The organism is Psychrobacter sp. JB385 (genome assembly GCF_900163785.1).
Taxonomy (GTDB): domain Bacteria; phylum Pseudomonadota; class Gammaproteobacteria; order Pseudomonadales; family Moraxellaceae; genus Psychrobacter.
This window is the reverse complement of record NZ_FUKN01000001.1, coordinates 58,518-74,642: the sequence shown is the minus strand read 5'-3', so window position 1 is coordinate 74,642 and position 16,125 is coordinate 58,518. Positions and strand designations below refer to the sequence as shown.

Here is a 16,125-nt window from a genome sequence, read left to right as displayed (position 1 = left end):
AGAACCATAAAAAACCGCCACATCAAACACTATGGCGGTTTTTTATGGTTAATAGACTGACAAGGTGATTACTGCACAATACCGAGTTGCTTGGCTTCTTTGAGCCAACTTGGGAACTCTTCTAGCATGTTTTCATACAAGGCTTCTTCGCTAATGTCATCTAAATCATCTAATTCAAAAAAGTCGCAATTATCAATCACGCGCCCTGTCATGTCGTCTAGTTTTTTTAGGATGCCATAACCACGACCACCCAAGCCCACGAACTGCCAAAATATCGGTAGTTTCGCGGCTTCCGTCATGACTCTGGTGATACCGCGATTGTCACTCACCCCGCCATCACTGATAAACAAAATATAGACAGGTACATCCAAGCCGTCCTTTTGATAAAACTCAGTGACTGCTTTCATGACCTCTGCTTCGTTATTAACGCGTGGACCAAGTGCCCATTTGCGCCAGCCGCCATGAGCGTTGTCAATGAAACCGTCATAGTTGCTCAGCCCAATTTCACCCAGATATTGCGGATCTCGGGCAAATGCCCAGCAGTCTAGCGCTTGGTCGTCATCGAAGTTCACTGCCAATGGCAATATGCGATTGACCACCTCCTGCACGCGACCTTTTTTGTACTGTCTATTCATTGAACCTGAGGCATCGAGCACAAGCGCCACTTTTGCGGTTAATTGCTGCAATTGGCGTTTTTCAAGCGATATCGTGGCTTTTTTGGCCAGATTTACCAGTTTTGGGGCTTTGTCTAGCATGACCTTTTCTAGCGATGGTTTTGCTTGAACTGGCGTTGCCGTTACGTCTGCTGCTGTCGAGCTACCCTCTTCTACATCGCCACCAAAATGCTGCACGATGGCGGCAAGTCCACCATTAAAGCCTTGCGCGACATTAGATACTCGCCAAACGCCACCCTTACGATACAGCTGCATCAACATACTGGCTTGCTGCTGGGCAAAGTCTGCTGCTTGATATTCTGCCTGTGCTTTTTGCGATTGCTGCCAAATGCCAATCTCTAACGATTGGATTTGATTAAGCGGCGTGCCGGCTGACAACACAAAAAACAAGCTGTCTATATTAGTCGCCAGTTTGGATAAATTAACTTCAAACTCGGCTTGGATGCCTTTACTGGCCGTTGGCTGCGACTCGTAATGGGTGAGCTTGATTTGCCTGCAAGGTGAGGTTGGCTGATTATAAAACACCATGTAATCATCGTTGATCAGTTTGCCCGCTGCATCTAAGGCAAAGCAGCTGATGTCCATCTCTATTGGGCTTTGGCGAGTAAACTTAAGCGTGATTGGTGCGCTGTCGTCAATAGCAAGGTTGCTTAAAGGTGCGCGTTGTCCGACGGTGAGATGGTTCATGAAATTATCCCAATCTTATTTAATGTTGCGTGTTTCGTTTAACGGCAATGATGATTTGCCATGTGAGTATGCCAAACCATATAAAAAACATTATACTGATAAATTCTATACCACTTTTCTTTTCAAGTGCTTTACTAAATAGAGGTACATTAGCGGCACAGGTGTTTAAAAATTTTGATAGAGATATAAACCAGTCTTGTGTTACGAAGTTTCTAAGTAATACAACATACTGTGCTACAGGTTCCTCGCTAAAAATATCTTTATGCACTTCCAAGATATAGGTATAAAGACCTATTGAAAATAAAAATATCATCAAAGGTTGGATATAGCTCTCACCAAATCTAGAGATATAATAGTTTGCACTAAGTACAATTTTTTTGGAAAAAGCACTCATTACATTTTTGAAAACTTGACTCGCACCTATTATATTTAATACATATTCATTGCAAGAAAAAACTGCGGCGATAAATAATTTTAAAAAATATATACTTTCCTTAGAATCATTATTTACCTCTCTTTTATATCTCATCATCTCATATATAAAAAATCTGTTTGACTCTATCTTATTGTTTACTTTTTCAAATGAATTTTTTATTATTCTCAAAGTCTCTCTATCTGTTCCTACTAGGTTAATATCAGTATTCAAAAAATTAGGTTCTTGCTTTATATTGGCACTAGAAAAATTTAGACCTGATTTAAATTTTGTATTCCTAAAATTTGAAAAATCTTTAAAAGTCGTGTAAATAAAATCTGTTATATTTTCTTTTTTCTCATCACCAAATATGACATATTCAAATGCAGCGAAATCTTTAAAGATACTTTTATAGAATTTAGCTTTTACAAAGAAGCTTTTATATGCATCAAAAATACCATCCACGTTAGAGTTTTCAAATTCAAAAGAATCAACCTCACTATTTTTAATCTCAAATTTAGATTTAAAATGTGAATTAGATATTTTTAAGTTAGTCATTTTAGAGTAATTAATCTTAAACCTATTTTCAAATATACAATCTATAACCTCTAAATTACTAATCTCTATAGAATAATTATCATCACTATCTTTTTCTCGATAAAAAACTTCTTCGTTAAAAACGCTATTTCTAAGAGTCACATTGCCCAAATAGTTACAATTGTATAAAACACTATAATTATATATGTTATTTTCTAGCCGATCAGTAATAGGAGCTATTTCAAAATTTTTAAGGAAATTACAGTGAGAAAATATACTGTTATAAAAATTTTCAACTAAAGACATTGGAGAGAAAGAAAATTCTTCCTCAAATGTACAACTATCAAAGAAAATCCTCGTATTTTCCAAATCTAAAGTTCTTAGATAGAAAAAACAGTTTATAAAGTGGATGCCACCAACATGCTTGAGCCATTTCAAATAGTCGTAAGAATCCCGAGAATCTCTTGTAGGAAAATGGAATCCAGAAAAATTAAATATTTGATTAGAAATAATCTCATCAATATCAGTCATCTCTTCATCTTTTTGATTTTTATATAAACTAAAACTTTCTTCTTGCATTTCCTCGTGAGACAATTTTCCATCAATAAATTTTAGAAACAGCATTATATGAGGAACTTCTGTAGCGCTAGCTCCATCAATAATTTCTTTACTTACAAACCCCTTTAGAAGCCTATTAAAATTACTTAATAATCCACTATTTCGATCTACTTGGTAGTTATTCTTTGTACAATGCAAAGCGCATTCATTATTACCTTTAAATGCCTGGTTATCACAGCCATCAACATCACATTCCATATATATTTACCTTTATAGACATTTAAAATAAAGATAGTAGCACACAAATATTTAGTCATAGTATAGAGATGAAATATGAAGTAAAGAAACAAGCGATGTAAAAAACGCCATCACAATTGTGACAGCGCTTTCTATTACTAATGCTTTTAACTGCTCCATTATCGTCGTCAACTGCCCTGCTAGCTCAGCCAGTTTTGCTTTCTCAGCTTCGATTACTTCCCCATATGCTTTACTCACAAAGCCTTCATTACCCAAATTGCGCGAGACAGCTCAACTTACTGTATTTCAATTAATAATACACAAATTTTTAGTCATATCATATAAATATCATCTGATGAATGGATAGTAAAACATATCTTGAATAATCAACCTACCCCAACAACCACACCACCGCCACCCACGTAAACAATAACATCCCAACATTGGCGTGGAAAAAGGTTGGAATCACACTATCTTTAATATGGTCATGCTGTCCATCAGCATTCAGACCAGCCGTGGCACCAAGTGTAATCGTAGACGCTGGCGAACCCGCATCACCTAATGCAGCCGCAGCACCAAGCATCGCTAACGCTGCCAGTGGTGAGAATCCAAGCGCAAATGCTAGCGGAATATAAATGGGCGCTAAAATAGGGACAGACGCAAACGAATCGCCAAACCCAATAGTAATAAACAAGCCAACAACCAGCATCACCGCTGCACCAAACAGCTTATTGTCGCCAAAGAACTGAGTAGCAGATGCCACGAGTGAGTCAATGTCGCCAGTAGCGGTCAGCAGCGCACCAAAGCTTGATGCGATGGTAATAATGACGGCAATTTCTGCCATTAAGCGCACGCCTTGCGTAAACACATCATCTTGCGCTTGCCAGCGGTAAATACCAGAAAAACCAAGAATCATAAAACCGATCATCGCGCCAATAAATAGCGAATCAAAATATATTTGAAATAACAACACCTCAACCACTGCCAATGCGGTAAACAGCAGCGGCTGTAAACCAATCTCAATTTTTTCGTCAGTAGCGATCATGTCAGCATTTTCTGTTTCTACTTTTGTCACTTGCAAATAGTCACGCGGTTTACGATACGTGATGAATACGGCACACAGCATGCCAGCGAGTAGCCCCATGACGGGAAAGAACATCGCTTTTGGTGCCATACTGGCAGTCGCTGCATACCCAGATGCAGCGCCAACACTATTAAAATTCTCTAACAAAATTTCATTTAGATAAATCGCGCCAAACCCAAACGGTAGCAGCAGATAAGACGCGCTAATACCACAAGCCAAAATACAAGCGACGGCACGGCGATCAAGTCGTAAGCGGTTCATTAGACCAAGCAGTGGCGGGATAAGCACAGGGATAAATGCAATATGTACAGGAATGAGGTTTTGTGAGAGCAATGAGGCCACGATAAATAGGGCAAACAGCATCCATTTGACCTGCTGTCGTACATGAGCGCCTTCACGATTAAGACTACTCGCCATCTTTTGTGCGACCCAATCCAGAATGCCGCTTCTCGCCAGCGCGACGGCAAACGCGCCAACCATGATGTAGGTCATCCCGACTTGTGCGCCGCTCAGCAAGTTATCATTTAATACTTGTAAGATGTCTGGCATTGTCATTCTTGCGTGTAGACCACCAAGCAAAGCCGCCGATACTAATGAAACGGCTACAGGGATTTTAATCAGACAAAACACAACCATCAGCGTAATAGCCAGCACCACAGCATTGACTGGAATCGCAAACAGCCACAACGCGCCATAGATAGCAGCCAAGCCGATTAGGATAGGCAACGCACGGTTAAGAAAAAAAGGATCCTGACGATAAGCAGATAACATAGTATTCCTTAAAATGTTATTTCAAATAGAGGGGCTTAATTTAGCGAGCTTAAAAATTTAAGAAGTTATGAGCGATAGATATATTGCCATACAGACAATAAAAAACACCATCACAATCGTGACGGCGTTTTCTACTTATACAGATATCTATTTTTAAATTACAACGCTTTCAACTGCTCCATCTGCGCCGTCATCGACGTTAACTGCCCTTGTAGCTCAGCCAGTTTCGCCTTCTCAGCATCGACCACTTCCGCAGGTGCTTTACTGACGAAGCCTTCATTACCGAGCTTGCGTGCGATGCCTTCGGCTTGACCTTTCAACTTATCATATGACTTACCCAAACGCGCCAGCTCAGCCGTTGGATCAATCAGACCTTTCATCGGTACGAGTACGCGTAGCTGACCGACCATACTTGATGACGACAGTGGCACCTCATCGCCTTCTTTGACGATATCCAAGCTCTCGACTTTAGCAAGCGCTTTGAACTGGTTTTTGATACGGGATAGACGTGCCTCTTCATCACTAGAGACGTTTTGTAGTAGCACTGGCAGACGTATCGCGTTACCCAGTTTCATCTCACCACGGATGTTACGGACGCTCGCGATGAGCTCCTGTAGCCACGCCATATCCGCTTCCGTCTGCTCACTGATTTGGCTGGCATCAGTCTGTGGATAGTCAGCGACCACGATGCTGTCATTGTTTTTACGACCCAGTAGCGGCGCGATGGTCTGCCAGATTTGCTCGGTCAGATACGGCATGATTGGATGCGTAAAGCGTAGCGCGGTTTCAAGCACGTGCAGTAGCACATAGCGAATTTGCGCTTTGCGCTCATCCGATACCGAGTCATCATTTAGGCTGGCTTTGGCAAGCTCAACGTACCAATCACAGTACTCATTCCAGATAAATTCATAGATATCTTGGCTGACCATATCGAGACGATACTGAGCGAAATGCTGATGAATGTCTTTGATACTAGAGTTCAGACGACTCATGATCCATTTTTCTGGTAATTCCCATACATCAGGATTCGCCGTTTGGTCGATAGGCTTAGCATTGCTATCACCATCGACACAGTTCATCAGTACAAAACGGCTGGCGTTCCAGATTTTATTACAGAAGTTACGATAGCCCTCGACACGCTTTAGATCAAAGTTGATATCGCGACCAGTACTAGCAAGGGATGTAAAGGTAAAGCGTAGTGCATCGGTACCATAGGCTGGGATGCCTTCTGGGAACTCTTTGCGCGTTTGCTTTTCGATTTTGGCCGCGTCTTTTGGATTCATCATATTGCTGGTGCGTTTTTCGACCAGCGCTTCTAGCTCAATACCGTCAATCAGATCAATCGGATCTAAGACGTTACCTTTTGATTTTGACATTTTTTGACCATTGCCATCACGTACCAGACCATGCACATAGACGGTCTTAAACGGTACTTGCGGCGTGCCATCTTCGTTTTTCACAAAGTGCATGGTCATCATGATCATGCGGGCAACCCAAAAGAAGATAATGTCAAAACCTGTCACGAGCACGCTGGTTGGGTGAAAGGTGTCCATCACGCGTGGATCGGCGTTGACGTCTGCCCAGTCAAGCGTACTGAACGTCCATAGACCAGCGCTGAACCATGTATCGAGCACGTCATTATCTTGGCGCAGTTTTACATCGTCGCTTAGGTTGTATTTAGTGCGCACCTCGCTTTCGTCACGGGCGACATAGATTTCACCTGTCGCATCGTCATACCATGCAGGGATACGATGTCCCCACCACAGCTGGCGGCTGATGCACCAGTCTTGTAGATCGGTCATCCACGCCATATACATGTTTTTATATTGCGCAGGGACGAACTCAATGCTGCCGTCTTCTACTGCGTCAATCGCAGGCTTGGCAAGCTCTTTGACCGCGACATACCACTGATCGGTCAACCACGGCTCAACGATCGTACCGCCACGCTCAGCGCGCGGGGCTTTGAGTGCGTAGTCTTCGATATCTTCTAGCCAGCCCTGATCCTTTGCTTGCTCAACAAGGAACTTACGCGCCGCAAAACGCTCAAGTCCTGCATAGTCGCTAGGCGTGGTCTCTAACTCTGGCTCACGCGTCTGCAAATCAGGATAGACTTCCATCGCTGGCAAAATATTGGCGCGCTCATCGAGAATATTAATCAATGGCAAGCTATGACGACGACCTAACTCATAATCGTTAAAATCATGAGCTGGGGTGATTTTGACACAACCCGTCCCGAAGTCTTTTTCGACATAGTCATCAGCGACGATAGGCACGACACGACCCGTGATTGGCAAGGTAATAGTTTTGCCGACCAAATGCGCGTAACGCTCATCGCTAGGGTTGACTGCAACAGCGGTATCACCAAGCAAAGTCTCAGGACGCGTGGTGGCGACGACCAGATAGTTTTTACCATCTTGGGTGGTTAAGTCTGCATCCGTGAAATGATAGCGGAAATGCCACAAGCTACCTTTTTCGTCGTGGTTTTCGACTTCTAAATCAGACAGCGCGGTTTGGAACTTTGGATCCCAGTTCACCAGACGCTTACCACGATAAATAAGACCATCGTCGAACAGGCGTACGAATACTTCTTTTACCGCATTGGATAACCCATCATCCATGGTAAAGCGTTCACGCGACCAGTCAACCGAACTGCCCAAACGACGAATCTGGCTAGTGATATTGCCGCCTGATTCTTCTTTCCATTCCCATACTTTATCGATGAAGTCTTCACGCGTCATATCACGGCGCTTGAGTCCTTGCGCTTCTAAGCGACGCTCCACAACCATTTGCGTCGCAATACCCGCATGATCCGTACCTGGCTGCCAAAGCGTGTTGTCGCCATCCATGCGATGATAACGGGTGAGCGCATCCATGATTGCATTGTTAAAACCATGCCCCATATGCAGCGAGCCAGTGACATTCGGAGGCGGCAGCGCGATAGAAAATGACTCGTCTTTGTCAAAAGTCGGCTGAAAATAGCCGCTTTCTTCCCAGCCTTGATACATGCCTGCTTCCACCTCACTGGGATTATAGGCGTTTTCTAGTTGATGCAGAGCCGCTTGGATAGATTGGGTGAGATTGGTTTTGGTATTTGTGCTTTCAGGATTGCTCATAATGGAATGGTCTTTTGTTAATAATAAATGTGGGCAAACACATAAGTGAATAAATGAGGAAAATGATTTATACCGTGATTTTAACGCAGATAGCCAGATTTTGTTAGATGCTAAGACAATTTATCGAAGCTTAAAGCACCTCAATCGGCTGAACGCTTACCATCATCAATCATCGCACGCGATACCATATAACACTGCTATAAGGCAAAGCAACGCTGTAGAATATAGCCATGTCTTTTTATTAATAGCAATTTGGAAATAGCGAGCTGACCGTGTCCCAAGATACCAAGTATAAAAACAATGCTCATACCGATGATGCTCACACCGATAGTGCGCCTATCATTGATGGTGACACTCATCCTACGTACGATACCAAAGACGAGCCAAAGGATGATAGCGATCATACTGCATCCGGTAATGAGCTTGAAGCGACTGAACAGTTAGAAGATGAAGACTTTTCTGAAGACCTCAGTAACGAAGACAAAGAAACCATCAAAAAAGTCGCCAATGATGACAACGCCAGTCAGGCAAAAAGCCACGCCAGTATCTTGGTTGAGCAATCCATGGATGCTCAAAAAACCTTTGAACGTTCGCTTGGCTCATTATTCACTAGCGCTTTTACCGCAGGACTTGAGATTGGCATCAGCTTTTTTATGATTTTATCTGCTTTTGCCCTTCTTAGCGAAGTGCTGCAAAGTCACTATGCGCTCGTCCTTGCTTCGCTGCTTTATCCGATTGGCTTTATCATTGTGGTCATTGGTCAGTCATTGTTATTTACCGAACAAACCTCGCTCTTGAGCCTACCTGTATTAAATGGTTTTGAGCCTTTAAGCAAACTTTTGCGACTTTGGGGCATTGTCATTGCAGGCAATGTGGTCGGTGGCTGCTTGTTTGCCGCTTTAATGATCGGTTTGGGTTTGAATATGGAGCTGTTTAGCGCCAGTAGTATCGACACTTATGCTGAGCATATTCTGGACTTTAAATGGTGGGTCATATTTGGTAGCGCCATCTTGGCAGGCTGGATGATGGGCGTGACTGCATGGCTTGTGACCTCAGCGCGCGACACACTTAGCCGCATTGTGTTGGTTACCATGATCACAGGCAGTATCGGGTTTTTGGGTTTGCATCACAGTATCGTTGGCAATATCGAAGTCTTCTCTGCTTTACTATATGGCAACACGGTCAGCTTAGTACGCTATTTGGAATTTTTAGCACTGGTATTGGTTGGCAATACGGTCGGTGGCGTGGTGTTTGTCGCCGTACTCAAAAACCGCACGTTTTTATTTGATATCGAAAAAGTAAAAGAGCAAACCGCTGATGACAGAGAAGATGCTAGACGACACACAAACATCGGTTAGCCTTAGTGATTCGTAGATTATATTGCATGATTAAAGCGCCCAATAAAGCAGTAACCAACACACTTGCCTCCCATAAGCCATTTAACAACATTAAACTGCTTATGGGCATTGATACCTCACTCATCAACGTACTGCGCTTTGCTTTATAGATTTTATCTAAGCTCTAGATGCTGCCAAAGCACCACTTTTTACATCAGATTTTTTAAGCTTATAATACTTTGCACTAAAGATTCTGACCAAAATCCCAGCGGTCAAAAACATGATCAAGGTATAAATGGTAGGCATCAGCGGCATTTTGTAATTGGCCAACAGTGTCAGCGCCATAAATATCGACAAGGTGCTGTTTTGCAAACCAACCTCTAGTGTCACTGACGCTCTTTGTGCCAAATTCAGTCCAAACCATTTACTAGTATAATAACCAAGCGCCATGGTAGACAAGTTCAACAATAAAGACACCGGCCCCGTGGCAAAAATGCCTCAACGATGATGTCTCTTTGCACATAGCTCAAAAACGCCAAAAATATCACGCCAAATCTAGACACATATCGCCGAGAGTTGTCCTCAACCCTAGGCGCAAAGCGTTTGATTAGCATGCCTACACTGATGGGTAATATTGTTAGCAAGACCAAAGTCAATACTGTTTTTAACACAGGCAATTGAAACACACTGCCTACCCCCATAAAGTGAATCAATGAAAAACTCAGAATGATCGGAATACTAAACACTGTGATGATACTGGCAATCGCCGTCAACGTCACAGAGAGCGCCACACCCCCTTTGGCAAAATACGTAAATAAGTTTGAAGCTGTGCTTCCTGGACATAATACCAGTAGCATGACGCCAACCGCATATTCAGGCTCAAGTGGTATGATTTTTGCCAACGCAAAACTGATGATGGGAGTAATAACAGCTGATTGGTCAAGCCAATACCGAAGGCTTTTGGGTATTTTAAGACGCATTTAAAATCACTGGTGACTAGGGTTAGACCCATACCCATCATAATCAAAAACAAGCAAATAGGAATAACGACTGAATTGACAAACGTGAGGAGCATTGGCTTTTTAGGATTGCATCACAGTGTCGTTGCTAATACTAAAACCTTTGTTGCCTTGCTGTATGGCGATACTATAAGCTTAATGAGCTATCTATGGTTTTTAGATGTTTGAGCCATTCTCAAAAGCTTAACGCCTTTTATAATTCTGCAAATAATAACCCCCTGATACTCTTACTATAGAGAATGTCAGGGGGTTTGTTTTTATGAGTTATTCACGTCTAAACGCTGATAGTCGCTATGCTATAAGTAGTTCAGCTGCATGACGGTTTCAAGTGATGTCTGATTTGCTATTTATAACAGCTACAGCTACAGCTACAGCTACAGCTACTGCGTACTAAGTCATTAGATTTTCTATAGACCTATATATCAACTAAAAGGCACAGCTAGATAACCGTCTGCTAAAATTTGAGTTTCTAAATAATCAGCGGCTGTATCATTAAAATAGGTACAGTCTACAGTATCTGCGTCAGGATCTGTATTTCGGGTATAACCATTGTCGATATAATTAGCGGTATAAACACTGCCATTCATCTCTACGGCTGCTTCATAGAAAATGTTACCTTGATAATTATCAGGATCTACTAAACGTATTGCACGGTATTCATTATTCTCGCCAACCTGAACAGTTTCATAATCATAATTATTTGAATTGCTCATATTGGCTACATTTAGCCATTCTTCGATAGTATTTTCATTTAAGAATGCATGTCCAACTTTAAACACTGGAAAAGAAGGTTTTTCAACAATATCTGCATAACAAATTGAATTAGTTGGTAACTGCGCGTTATTAAGTCTATAGATAGACAAAGGCGTGAAGAATCGTTGTTCGTCTGCTGTTGTTATACCAGATATATCATAACTTTTTAAAATCCGTGTAAAGGTCAATGGTTTATTATTGCTTGCAGAACTCAAGGTATATGAGTATGAAGTAGGCGTTAATACATCTATTGTTGGACTAATAAGTGCTTCGAACGCTTCGTCATTAGCTTCAAAAGTACGATAATAGTTAGGTGCAATATAAGTATAAGAAGACTCATAGTCAGGTTCGCTTTTAACCCCTTTAAAGACCTTAGATGTTGTTTGATTTTGACCATCACGAAGGACTACATCTATGCGTTCTGCATATTCTGAACCTCTATCACTGTAACTGCCTTCTACTATCGAAAACTGTATCTCATCGGCAGTTTCTACTGGATTATCAGTGGATGGTATACTGTTATAAGAAGAGTTATCATCGTCGCCACAAGCGACAAGCCCTAAAGAAGCAACTAGAAATGCACTAAACGCAAAGGTATTTTTCATGCATGGTTCCTAAAATGTATTAAGGTAGCAGTACGCTTCAATATAATTATACCAATTGTTACGTTTCTGATTCAGATATCAGTATTATCGTTAACTTATACCACGTCTGCAAGAATTTTGTTTGCTAAAATTCAATAACAGTTGCTATTGCTTGCTTATTATAGATGATAGGATGCTAGAGTTTGCTTGATTAGCTTAGTTAGTTTTAGAAGTCTCAAAATAAAATAATGGATGTTAAAGTGATACATTCCAGAATAAATCAATGAGTGATTTGACAAATAAAGAACTAGAGCTATCGTTAATTGTCTGCTAGACAATTATAGCTAAATTTTAGGATTTTCAATGCTAATGACCGCTGTACCATAAGCAATGGCTTCTACCATACTGCCCAATTGATTGATGTTAGTCACTTCCATACGTAAGCCATAGATATGGTTATAGCCTTTGGCATTGGCTTCGGTACGCATACGTACGATGGCCTCACGGCGAGCACGATCCAGCAATGTCTCGTAAGTAGTCAAGTTTTTGCCAAATAGGCTTAACACACGCGCGATGATCATTTTAAAGTAATCTTGAGCAATGACAACACTACCCAGTACCAACTCGCCCTCGCTACCAGTTGCCAGTTTGGGACAATAAAAGCGCTCGCTTGAGACAATAATATGACCCAACGCTTGCTCCGACACGCGCAGCTGCGCTAGATGCTGACGCTCATGACGCGACCCAAAAAACCACCCAGCCGCGAATAATAAAATAAACGGTGCGTAGTTGATAAGAAATTGAGTGAGAGAGTTATTCATGGCACGTCTCTTAATATAAAAAGCATCAAAAAAATGCTTTGAGCGTTGGCTAATTAACCAAAGGGATTAAAACGTGGCAAATCATCTGTTGGGACAGAGGCAGGATTTTGAGCTTGCGTAGTCTGTCCATAAGCGTCATTTGATGGCTGCTGAGCAGTTTGCTGCTGGATGGGAATGGCTTTAACTGCGGTACCATAGACGAATAGTTCAGAGGCACCCTGTGCGATACTAGAGGTCGAAAAACGCAAACCCACAACTGCATCAGCGCCCAAAGCTTCGGCTTTGAGCACCATTCGATCTATCGCCTCTTGACGCGACTCTTCGAGCAACTCGGTATAAGCGGTTAATTCACCACCAACGATATTTTTTAACCCAGCAAACAAGTCTTTACCGACATGCTTTGAGCGCACCGTACTGCCATACACCACATCTAGGCGCTCAGTGATTTGGTAATTGGGTAAGTGCTCAAGATTGGAGAGTTGCACAGTCATAGGACGACCTTATCGGTGACTTAATAGGATGGAACAAAAACGCTAAGCAGTACTGACAACAAGGGACATTCATCTGTACTGCTTATGGCTATTTTTAATGGTACGCTTAATCGTTGGTATGGAACAATAAGAACAATTCCGTCAAATTGCCTTCAATGCTATTGGCCATTTGTACCAGCTTATCCTCATCGCGGCGCATCTCAGCAAGCTCTGGATCTTCGTCATCGATACCGCTTAACACGATCATCGGCAAGGTCAATACCGCCACATCTTCTGCTGTCTCTTCATCTTCGAACCAGTCACTTGCTTCATCCGCATACATGGCATCTACAAAGCCAATCGACCAAGCAACAATGTCTGACTCATCCGAAAAATCAACGGCCACTTCTTCGTTACCAGCGTCTTCTCCAAACGGCAACTCAATCGGTGTCTCGTTTTTTAACTCAGCCATGATAGCATCGCGCCAGCGCTTGATACCGTCAATGACATTTTCAGGCACTTCACTGGTGTGGCCTTCAAACAACGCGTCTATCCAATTTGGCAATGGACGACCTATCACGGTCGCGGTCAAAAAACCATGCGCGGCAACACTATCGAGCACAAACTGGCTCTCTTGATTGTCCAAATAGTCTAGTAATTCATCGAAACTTAGTGGGTTACTCATGATGTCATGGTCCTTAAGAGAGGGGTTGCGTCAATTGCAATCGCTGATTGGGTAAACGCAGGATAGCGGATAATCTGAAGACGAAGGTTGTCTGGATAAATCACCAAACAACCATAATAAAATAAAAACGGTTATAAAAATGGGGATTGAGCACCGCAAAAACCACAAACGAGATATCATCGGCTAAGTGCAACCAAATATACACACTTGATTAAAAGGCTTTAGTCGGCTTAAATGGCACTATTTTTTGGCTCTAAACCGTTGTTTGACGCTAACAACTAAAGATCATCATCCCAGTCATCGCCATCTTCATCGAAGTTGTCGATATCATCTAGATCATCTTTGAGCTCTTTTGCCAAACGCTTCTCTTCTAACAAATTGTCGATTAGTCGACGCTTTTCAAGACTGCTTAGGCGTGTACGTACACTCGTCTCGGCCTCTTCCACCATCTTTGCATCATCATCGTCGACAAAATCATCATCAAAATCGTCGTCAATATCTGTGTCACTCATGACAAGCTCCTATCGTTTTTAGCAAGGGGATTAAAAACATATCAATATATATATGCCTTATAAAGTCTCTATTGAATGTTGTCAATCCTTTTTATCATGATGGCAGATTTAATAGCCAATACTAAGATAACGCCATAATAGACAATTGTATATAAATATAACAGCAATTACGTAGCAGAGTCGCTGTCGTTTTCGATCATGAGTACCGCATTACGAACATCAGCTAGGCGCTGTATCATGGCATCATTGCCACCGTCGAATATCGCGCACTCGCGCTCATAGACCGTTGTTGGGCGCATGATGCTATGCACTTGCACATGGTGATTGATTTGTTTGATACCTGCGTTGGGTAACAAGATCAACATTTGCTCTTTGCGACCAACGCTGTGCAATAACTGTGTCATTGCTTCTGACTGAGCATCATCGCTCACCCCTGCTTTTGCAGGTAATGCAAAACGTGATAGCTCAATATGCTTATCGTGGATGATTTTATTGAGCATTAAGTAGAGCTTACCAAGCATCACGCCTGCCAGCGCCACTTTTGCGTGACTGTTATCAGCCTTTAACAAGACACTTGCGCCCTTGTCTTCAAATCGTGGCTCATTTACTAAACTGACTCCCAGCAATAAAGGCTGTTTGAGCAATTCGGTTATCGCTTGGTTCAATAGTTGCGTACACAATGCCAAATACGGCAAGCGCTGAGACGGTGCCAAACGCTCAAGCATATTGAACTCATCGTGAAAGACCAGCTGTACACGCACACTATCGAACGATCGTGTGGCAGACAACCTAGAAGCACCAGCAAGTTTGGCAGAGGTCTGACTGGTGCTACCTGCATCGCTCTGCGCCTCATCGCTCGCTTGATGCTCTGCACCTGCTTCTGTTGTCTCGCCCATTTTACTTGCGGTCATATCGACCGTTTCGCTTGCATTGCCTTGGCTCTGCTGCTTTCTTAAGTACTGATTGACTTCGTTATGGATGTCACGTTTTTTTACGGTGGTTGTTTCACTACCCATCACCGTTTCATCTGAGCGCTCAGTGCCAGTAGCGTCTCTATCTGATGAGCGACGGTCGAAATCGCGATCATAATTCCTCGGATCCATTTGCATATACTGCTCACGATGCAGATTTTGGATTTCGCGGCTAAGGGCATTGATTTGTTCTTTGGTCGGGCGCGCAAGATAGCCATAAATCACCCAAAGCAATAGGTGCAGCAGCATAGTTCCAATGACAAATGGCCATTGCATGGCGATAATCTCGCCTTTACTCACATCTTTTAAGGTCAATGCCACACTACCAATGACTGCATCCCCTTTGGTTGCAATCTGACGAATAGTATCGCCTTGTTGCATGGGCGCATTACCCACCGGTACTAAAATCTCATCTTTATTGTCTTTAATCAGAATCCGTGTGACATCTTGCTCGCTGGTATAGCGATTGGCAATGACGCTTAGGCTGACACGGTCTTTATTCTCTAAAGACAACCTCGCTTCATCAATCAGCTGGGCGACCATCTGCTCGCCTTTTAACGTACGACTATTGCTCAGCTGTTGGTCCGTACTGATGACCAATAACAGAGTCTGCAAACAAAAACTAACCAGAAGAATTATGGCAAACAACCCTTGCCGCGGCGCTAAATACGTCATGATATGGTAAACTTTTTTGGATAAAAGAAATTAAAAAACAAGGCTATCGCTCATTTTTTGGCTAATTTAAAAAAATGGTACTGCGTGTGTCTTTATCACTCGTGACTAAAATCAAGTAACACCCTTTAAACCTGCTAAGACACCATTACTGAAAACAACGGTTTTGGGCATCCACACTTCGCATCAACGGATGCTATCTTGGCTCGTTCATACTGGTCACAATAG

The 16,125-nt window shown here is 42.4% G+C and carries 13 protein-coding genes and 1 pseudogene; 1 reads left to right on the top strand and 13 read right to left on the bottom strand.

All coding sequences use genetic code 11. The features are described 5' to 3' along the window. Positions 1–68 precede the first annotated feature (68 nt). The 5 genes from CZ794_RS00285 to CZ794_RS00265 all read right to left on the bottom strand — a co-directional run bounded on the left by CZ794_RS00285 (position 69) and on the right by CZ794_RS00265 (position 8,073). Complete coding sequence (locus CZ794_RS00285) at positions 69–1,361, bottom strand: VWA domain-containing protein (RefSeq protein WP_087039662.1); 1,293 nt, start codon at positions 1,359–1,361, stop codon at positions 69–71. A gap of 19 nt (positions 1,362–1,380) precedes the next feature. Beyond that, positions 1,381–3,126 (bottom strand): hypothetical protein, encoded by a 1,746-nt coding sequence (locus CZ794_RS00280; RefSeq protein ID WP_087039661.1) that lies wholly within the window; start codon positions 3,124–3,126, stop codon positions 1,381–1,383. A 51-nt stretch (positions 3,127–3,177) separates the two neighbouring features. Next, positions 3,178–3,381 carry a hypothetical protein gene (locus CZ794_RS00275; RefSeq protein ID WP_087039660.1) on the bottom strand — a complete coding sequence of 68 codons (204 nt, stop codon included), beginning with the start codon at positions 3,379–3,381 and terminating at the stop codon, positions 3,178–3,180. Positions 3,382–3,496: 115 nt separating this feature from the next. Beyond that, complete coding sequence (locus CZ794_RS00270; RefSeq protein WP_087039659.1) at positions 3,497–4,960, bottom strand: Na+/H+ antiporter NhaC family protein; 1,464 nt, start codon at positions 4,958–4,960, stop codon at positions 3,497–3,499. Positions 4,961–5,118: 158 nt separating this feature from the next. Continuing rightward, positions 5,119–8,073: a valine--tRNA ligase gene (locus CZ794_RS00265; protein ID WP_087039658.1), complete on the bottom strand. Its 2,955-nt coding sequence runs from the start codon at positions 8,071–8,073 to the stop codon at positions 5,119–5,121. A gap of 272 nt (positions 8,074–8,345) precedes the next feature. Here CZ794_RS00265 and CZ794_RS00260 point away from each other — a divergent pair, with 272 nt between their 5' ends. Next, positions 8,346–9,431: a formate/nitrite transporter family protein gene (locus CZ794_RS00260; RefSeq protein ID WP_087039657.1), complete on the top strand. Its 1,086-nt coding sequence runs from the start codon at positions 8,346–8,348 to the stop codon at positions 9,429–9,431. Between the two features lie 156 nt (positions 9,432–9,587). On the opposite strand, the gene CZ794_RS14140 is transcribed toward CZ794_RS00260, so the two are convergent. The 8 genes and pseudogenes from CZ794_RS14140 to CZ794_RS00225 all read right to left on the bottom strand — a co-directional run bounded on the left by CZ794_RS14140 (position 9,588) and on the right by CZ794_RS00225 (position 15,900). Next, positions 9,588–9,875: a hypothetical protein gene (locus tag CZ794_RS14140; protein WP_256958797.1), complete on the bottom strand. Its 288-nt coding sequence runs from the start codon at positions 9,873–9,875 to the stop codon at positions 9,588–9,590. After that, a pseudogene (locus CZ794_RS14135) lies at positions 9,872–10,422 on the bottom strand (bile acid:sodium symporter family protein). The gene CZ794_RS14140 and the pseudogene CZ794_RS14135 overlap by 4 nt, the downstream one beginning before the upstream one ends. 429 nt (positions 10,423–10,851) lie before the next feature. After that, positions 10,852–11,787, bottom strand: coding sequence for a hypothetical protein (locus CZ794_RS00250; RefSeq protein ID WP_087039656.1), 936 nt, complete (start codon positions 11,785–11,787; stop codon positions 10,852–10,854). Between the two features lie 323 nt (positions 11,788–12,110). Then, positions 12,111–12,587, bottom strand: coding sequence for a YbjQ family protein (locus CZ794_RS00245; RefSeq protein ID WP_087039655.1), 477 nt, complete (start codon positions 12,585–12,587; stop codon positions 12,111–12,113). Between the two features lie 53 nt (positions 12,588–12,640). After that, the gene (locus CZ794_RS00240; RefSeq protein WP_087039654.1) at positions 12,641–13,078 is read right to left on the bottom strand and encodes a YbjQ family protein; all 438 of its coding nucleotides are present in this window, start codon (positions 13,076–13,078) and stop codon (positions 12,641–12,643) included. Positions 13,079–13,184: 106 nt separating this feature from the next. After that, positions 13,185–13,742 carry a YecA family protein gene (locus CZ794_RS00235; protein WP_087039653.1) on the bottom strand — a complete coding sequence of 186 codons (558 nt, stop codon included), beginning with the start codon at positions 13,740–13,742 and terminating at the stop codon, positions 13,185–13,187. 278 nt (positions 13,743–14,020) lie between these two features. Next, on the bottom strand, positions 14,021–14,254 hold the full coding sequence (locus tag CZ794_RS00230) for a PA3496 family putative envelope integrity protein (protein WP_062845472.1): 234 nt from the start codon (positions 14,252–14,254) through the stop codon (positions 14,021–14,023). Positions 14,255–14,421: 167 nt separating this feature from the next. Next, positions 14,422–15,900: a hypothetical protein gene (locus tag CZ794_RS00225; protein ID WP_087039652.1), complete on the bottom strand. Its 1,479-nt coding sequence runs from the start codon at positions 15,898–15,900 to the stop codon at positions 14,422–14,424. Between the last annotated feature and the right edge of the window lie 225 nt (positions 15,901–16,125).

Excerpts from the sequence above, each read along its gene's own strand:
- CZ794_RS00285 (WP_087039662.1), bottom strand. The coding sequence starts at position 1,361 with ATGAACCATCTCACCGTCGGACAACGCGCACCTTTAAGCAACCTTGCT.
- CZ794_RS00280 (WP_087039661.1), bottom strand. The coding sequence starts at position 3,126 with ATGGAATGTGATGTTGATGGCTGTGATAACCAGGCATTTAAAGGTAAT.
- CZ794_RS00270 (WP_087039659.1), bottom strand. The coding sequence starts at position 4,960 with ATGTTATCTGCTTATCGTCAGGATCCTTTTTTTCTTAACCGTGCGTTG.
- CZ794_RS00265 (WP_087039658.1), bottom strand. The coding sequence starts at position 8,073 with ATGAGCAATCCTGAAAGCACAAATACCAAAACCAATCTCACCCAATCT.
- CZ794_RS00250 (WP_087039656.1), bottom strand. The coding sequence starts at position 11,787 with ATGAAAAATACCTTTGCGTTTAGTGCATTTCTAGTTGCTTCTTTAGGG.
- CZ794_RS00245 (WP_087039655.1), bottom strand. The coding sequence starts at position 12,587 with ATGAATAACTCTCTCACTCAATTTCTTATCAACTACGCACCGTTTATT.
- CZ794_RS00240 (WP_087039654.1), bottom strand. The coding sequence starts at position 13,078 with ATGACTGTGCAACTCTCCAATCTTGAGCACTTACCCAATTACCAAATC.
- CZ794_RS00235 (WP_087039653.1), bottom strand. The coding sequence starts at position 13,742 with ATGAGTAACCCACTAAGTTTCGATGAATTACTAGACTATTTGGACAAT.
- CZ794_RS00230 (WP_062845472.1), bottom strand. The coding sequence starts at position 14,254 with ATGAGTGACACAGATATTGACGACGATTTTGATGATGATTTTGTCGAC.
- CZ794_RS00225 (WP_087039652.1), bottom strand. The coding sequence starts at position 15,900 with ATGACGTATTTAGCGCCGCGGCAAGGGTTGTTTGCCATAATTCTTCTG.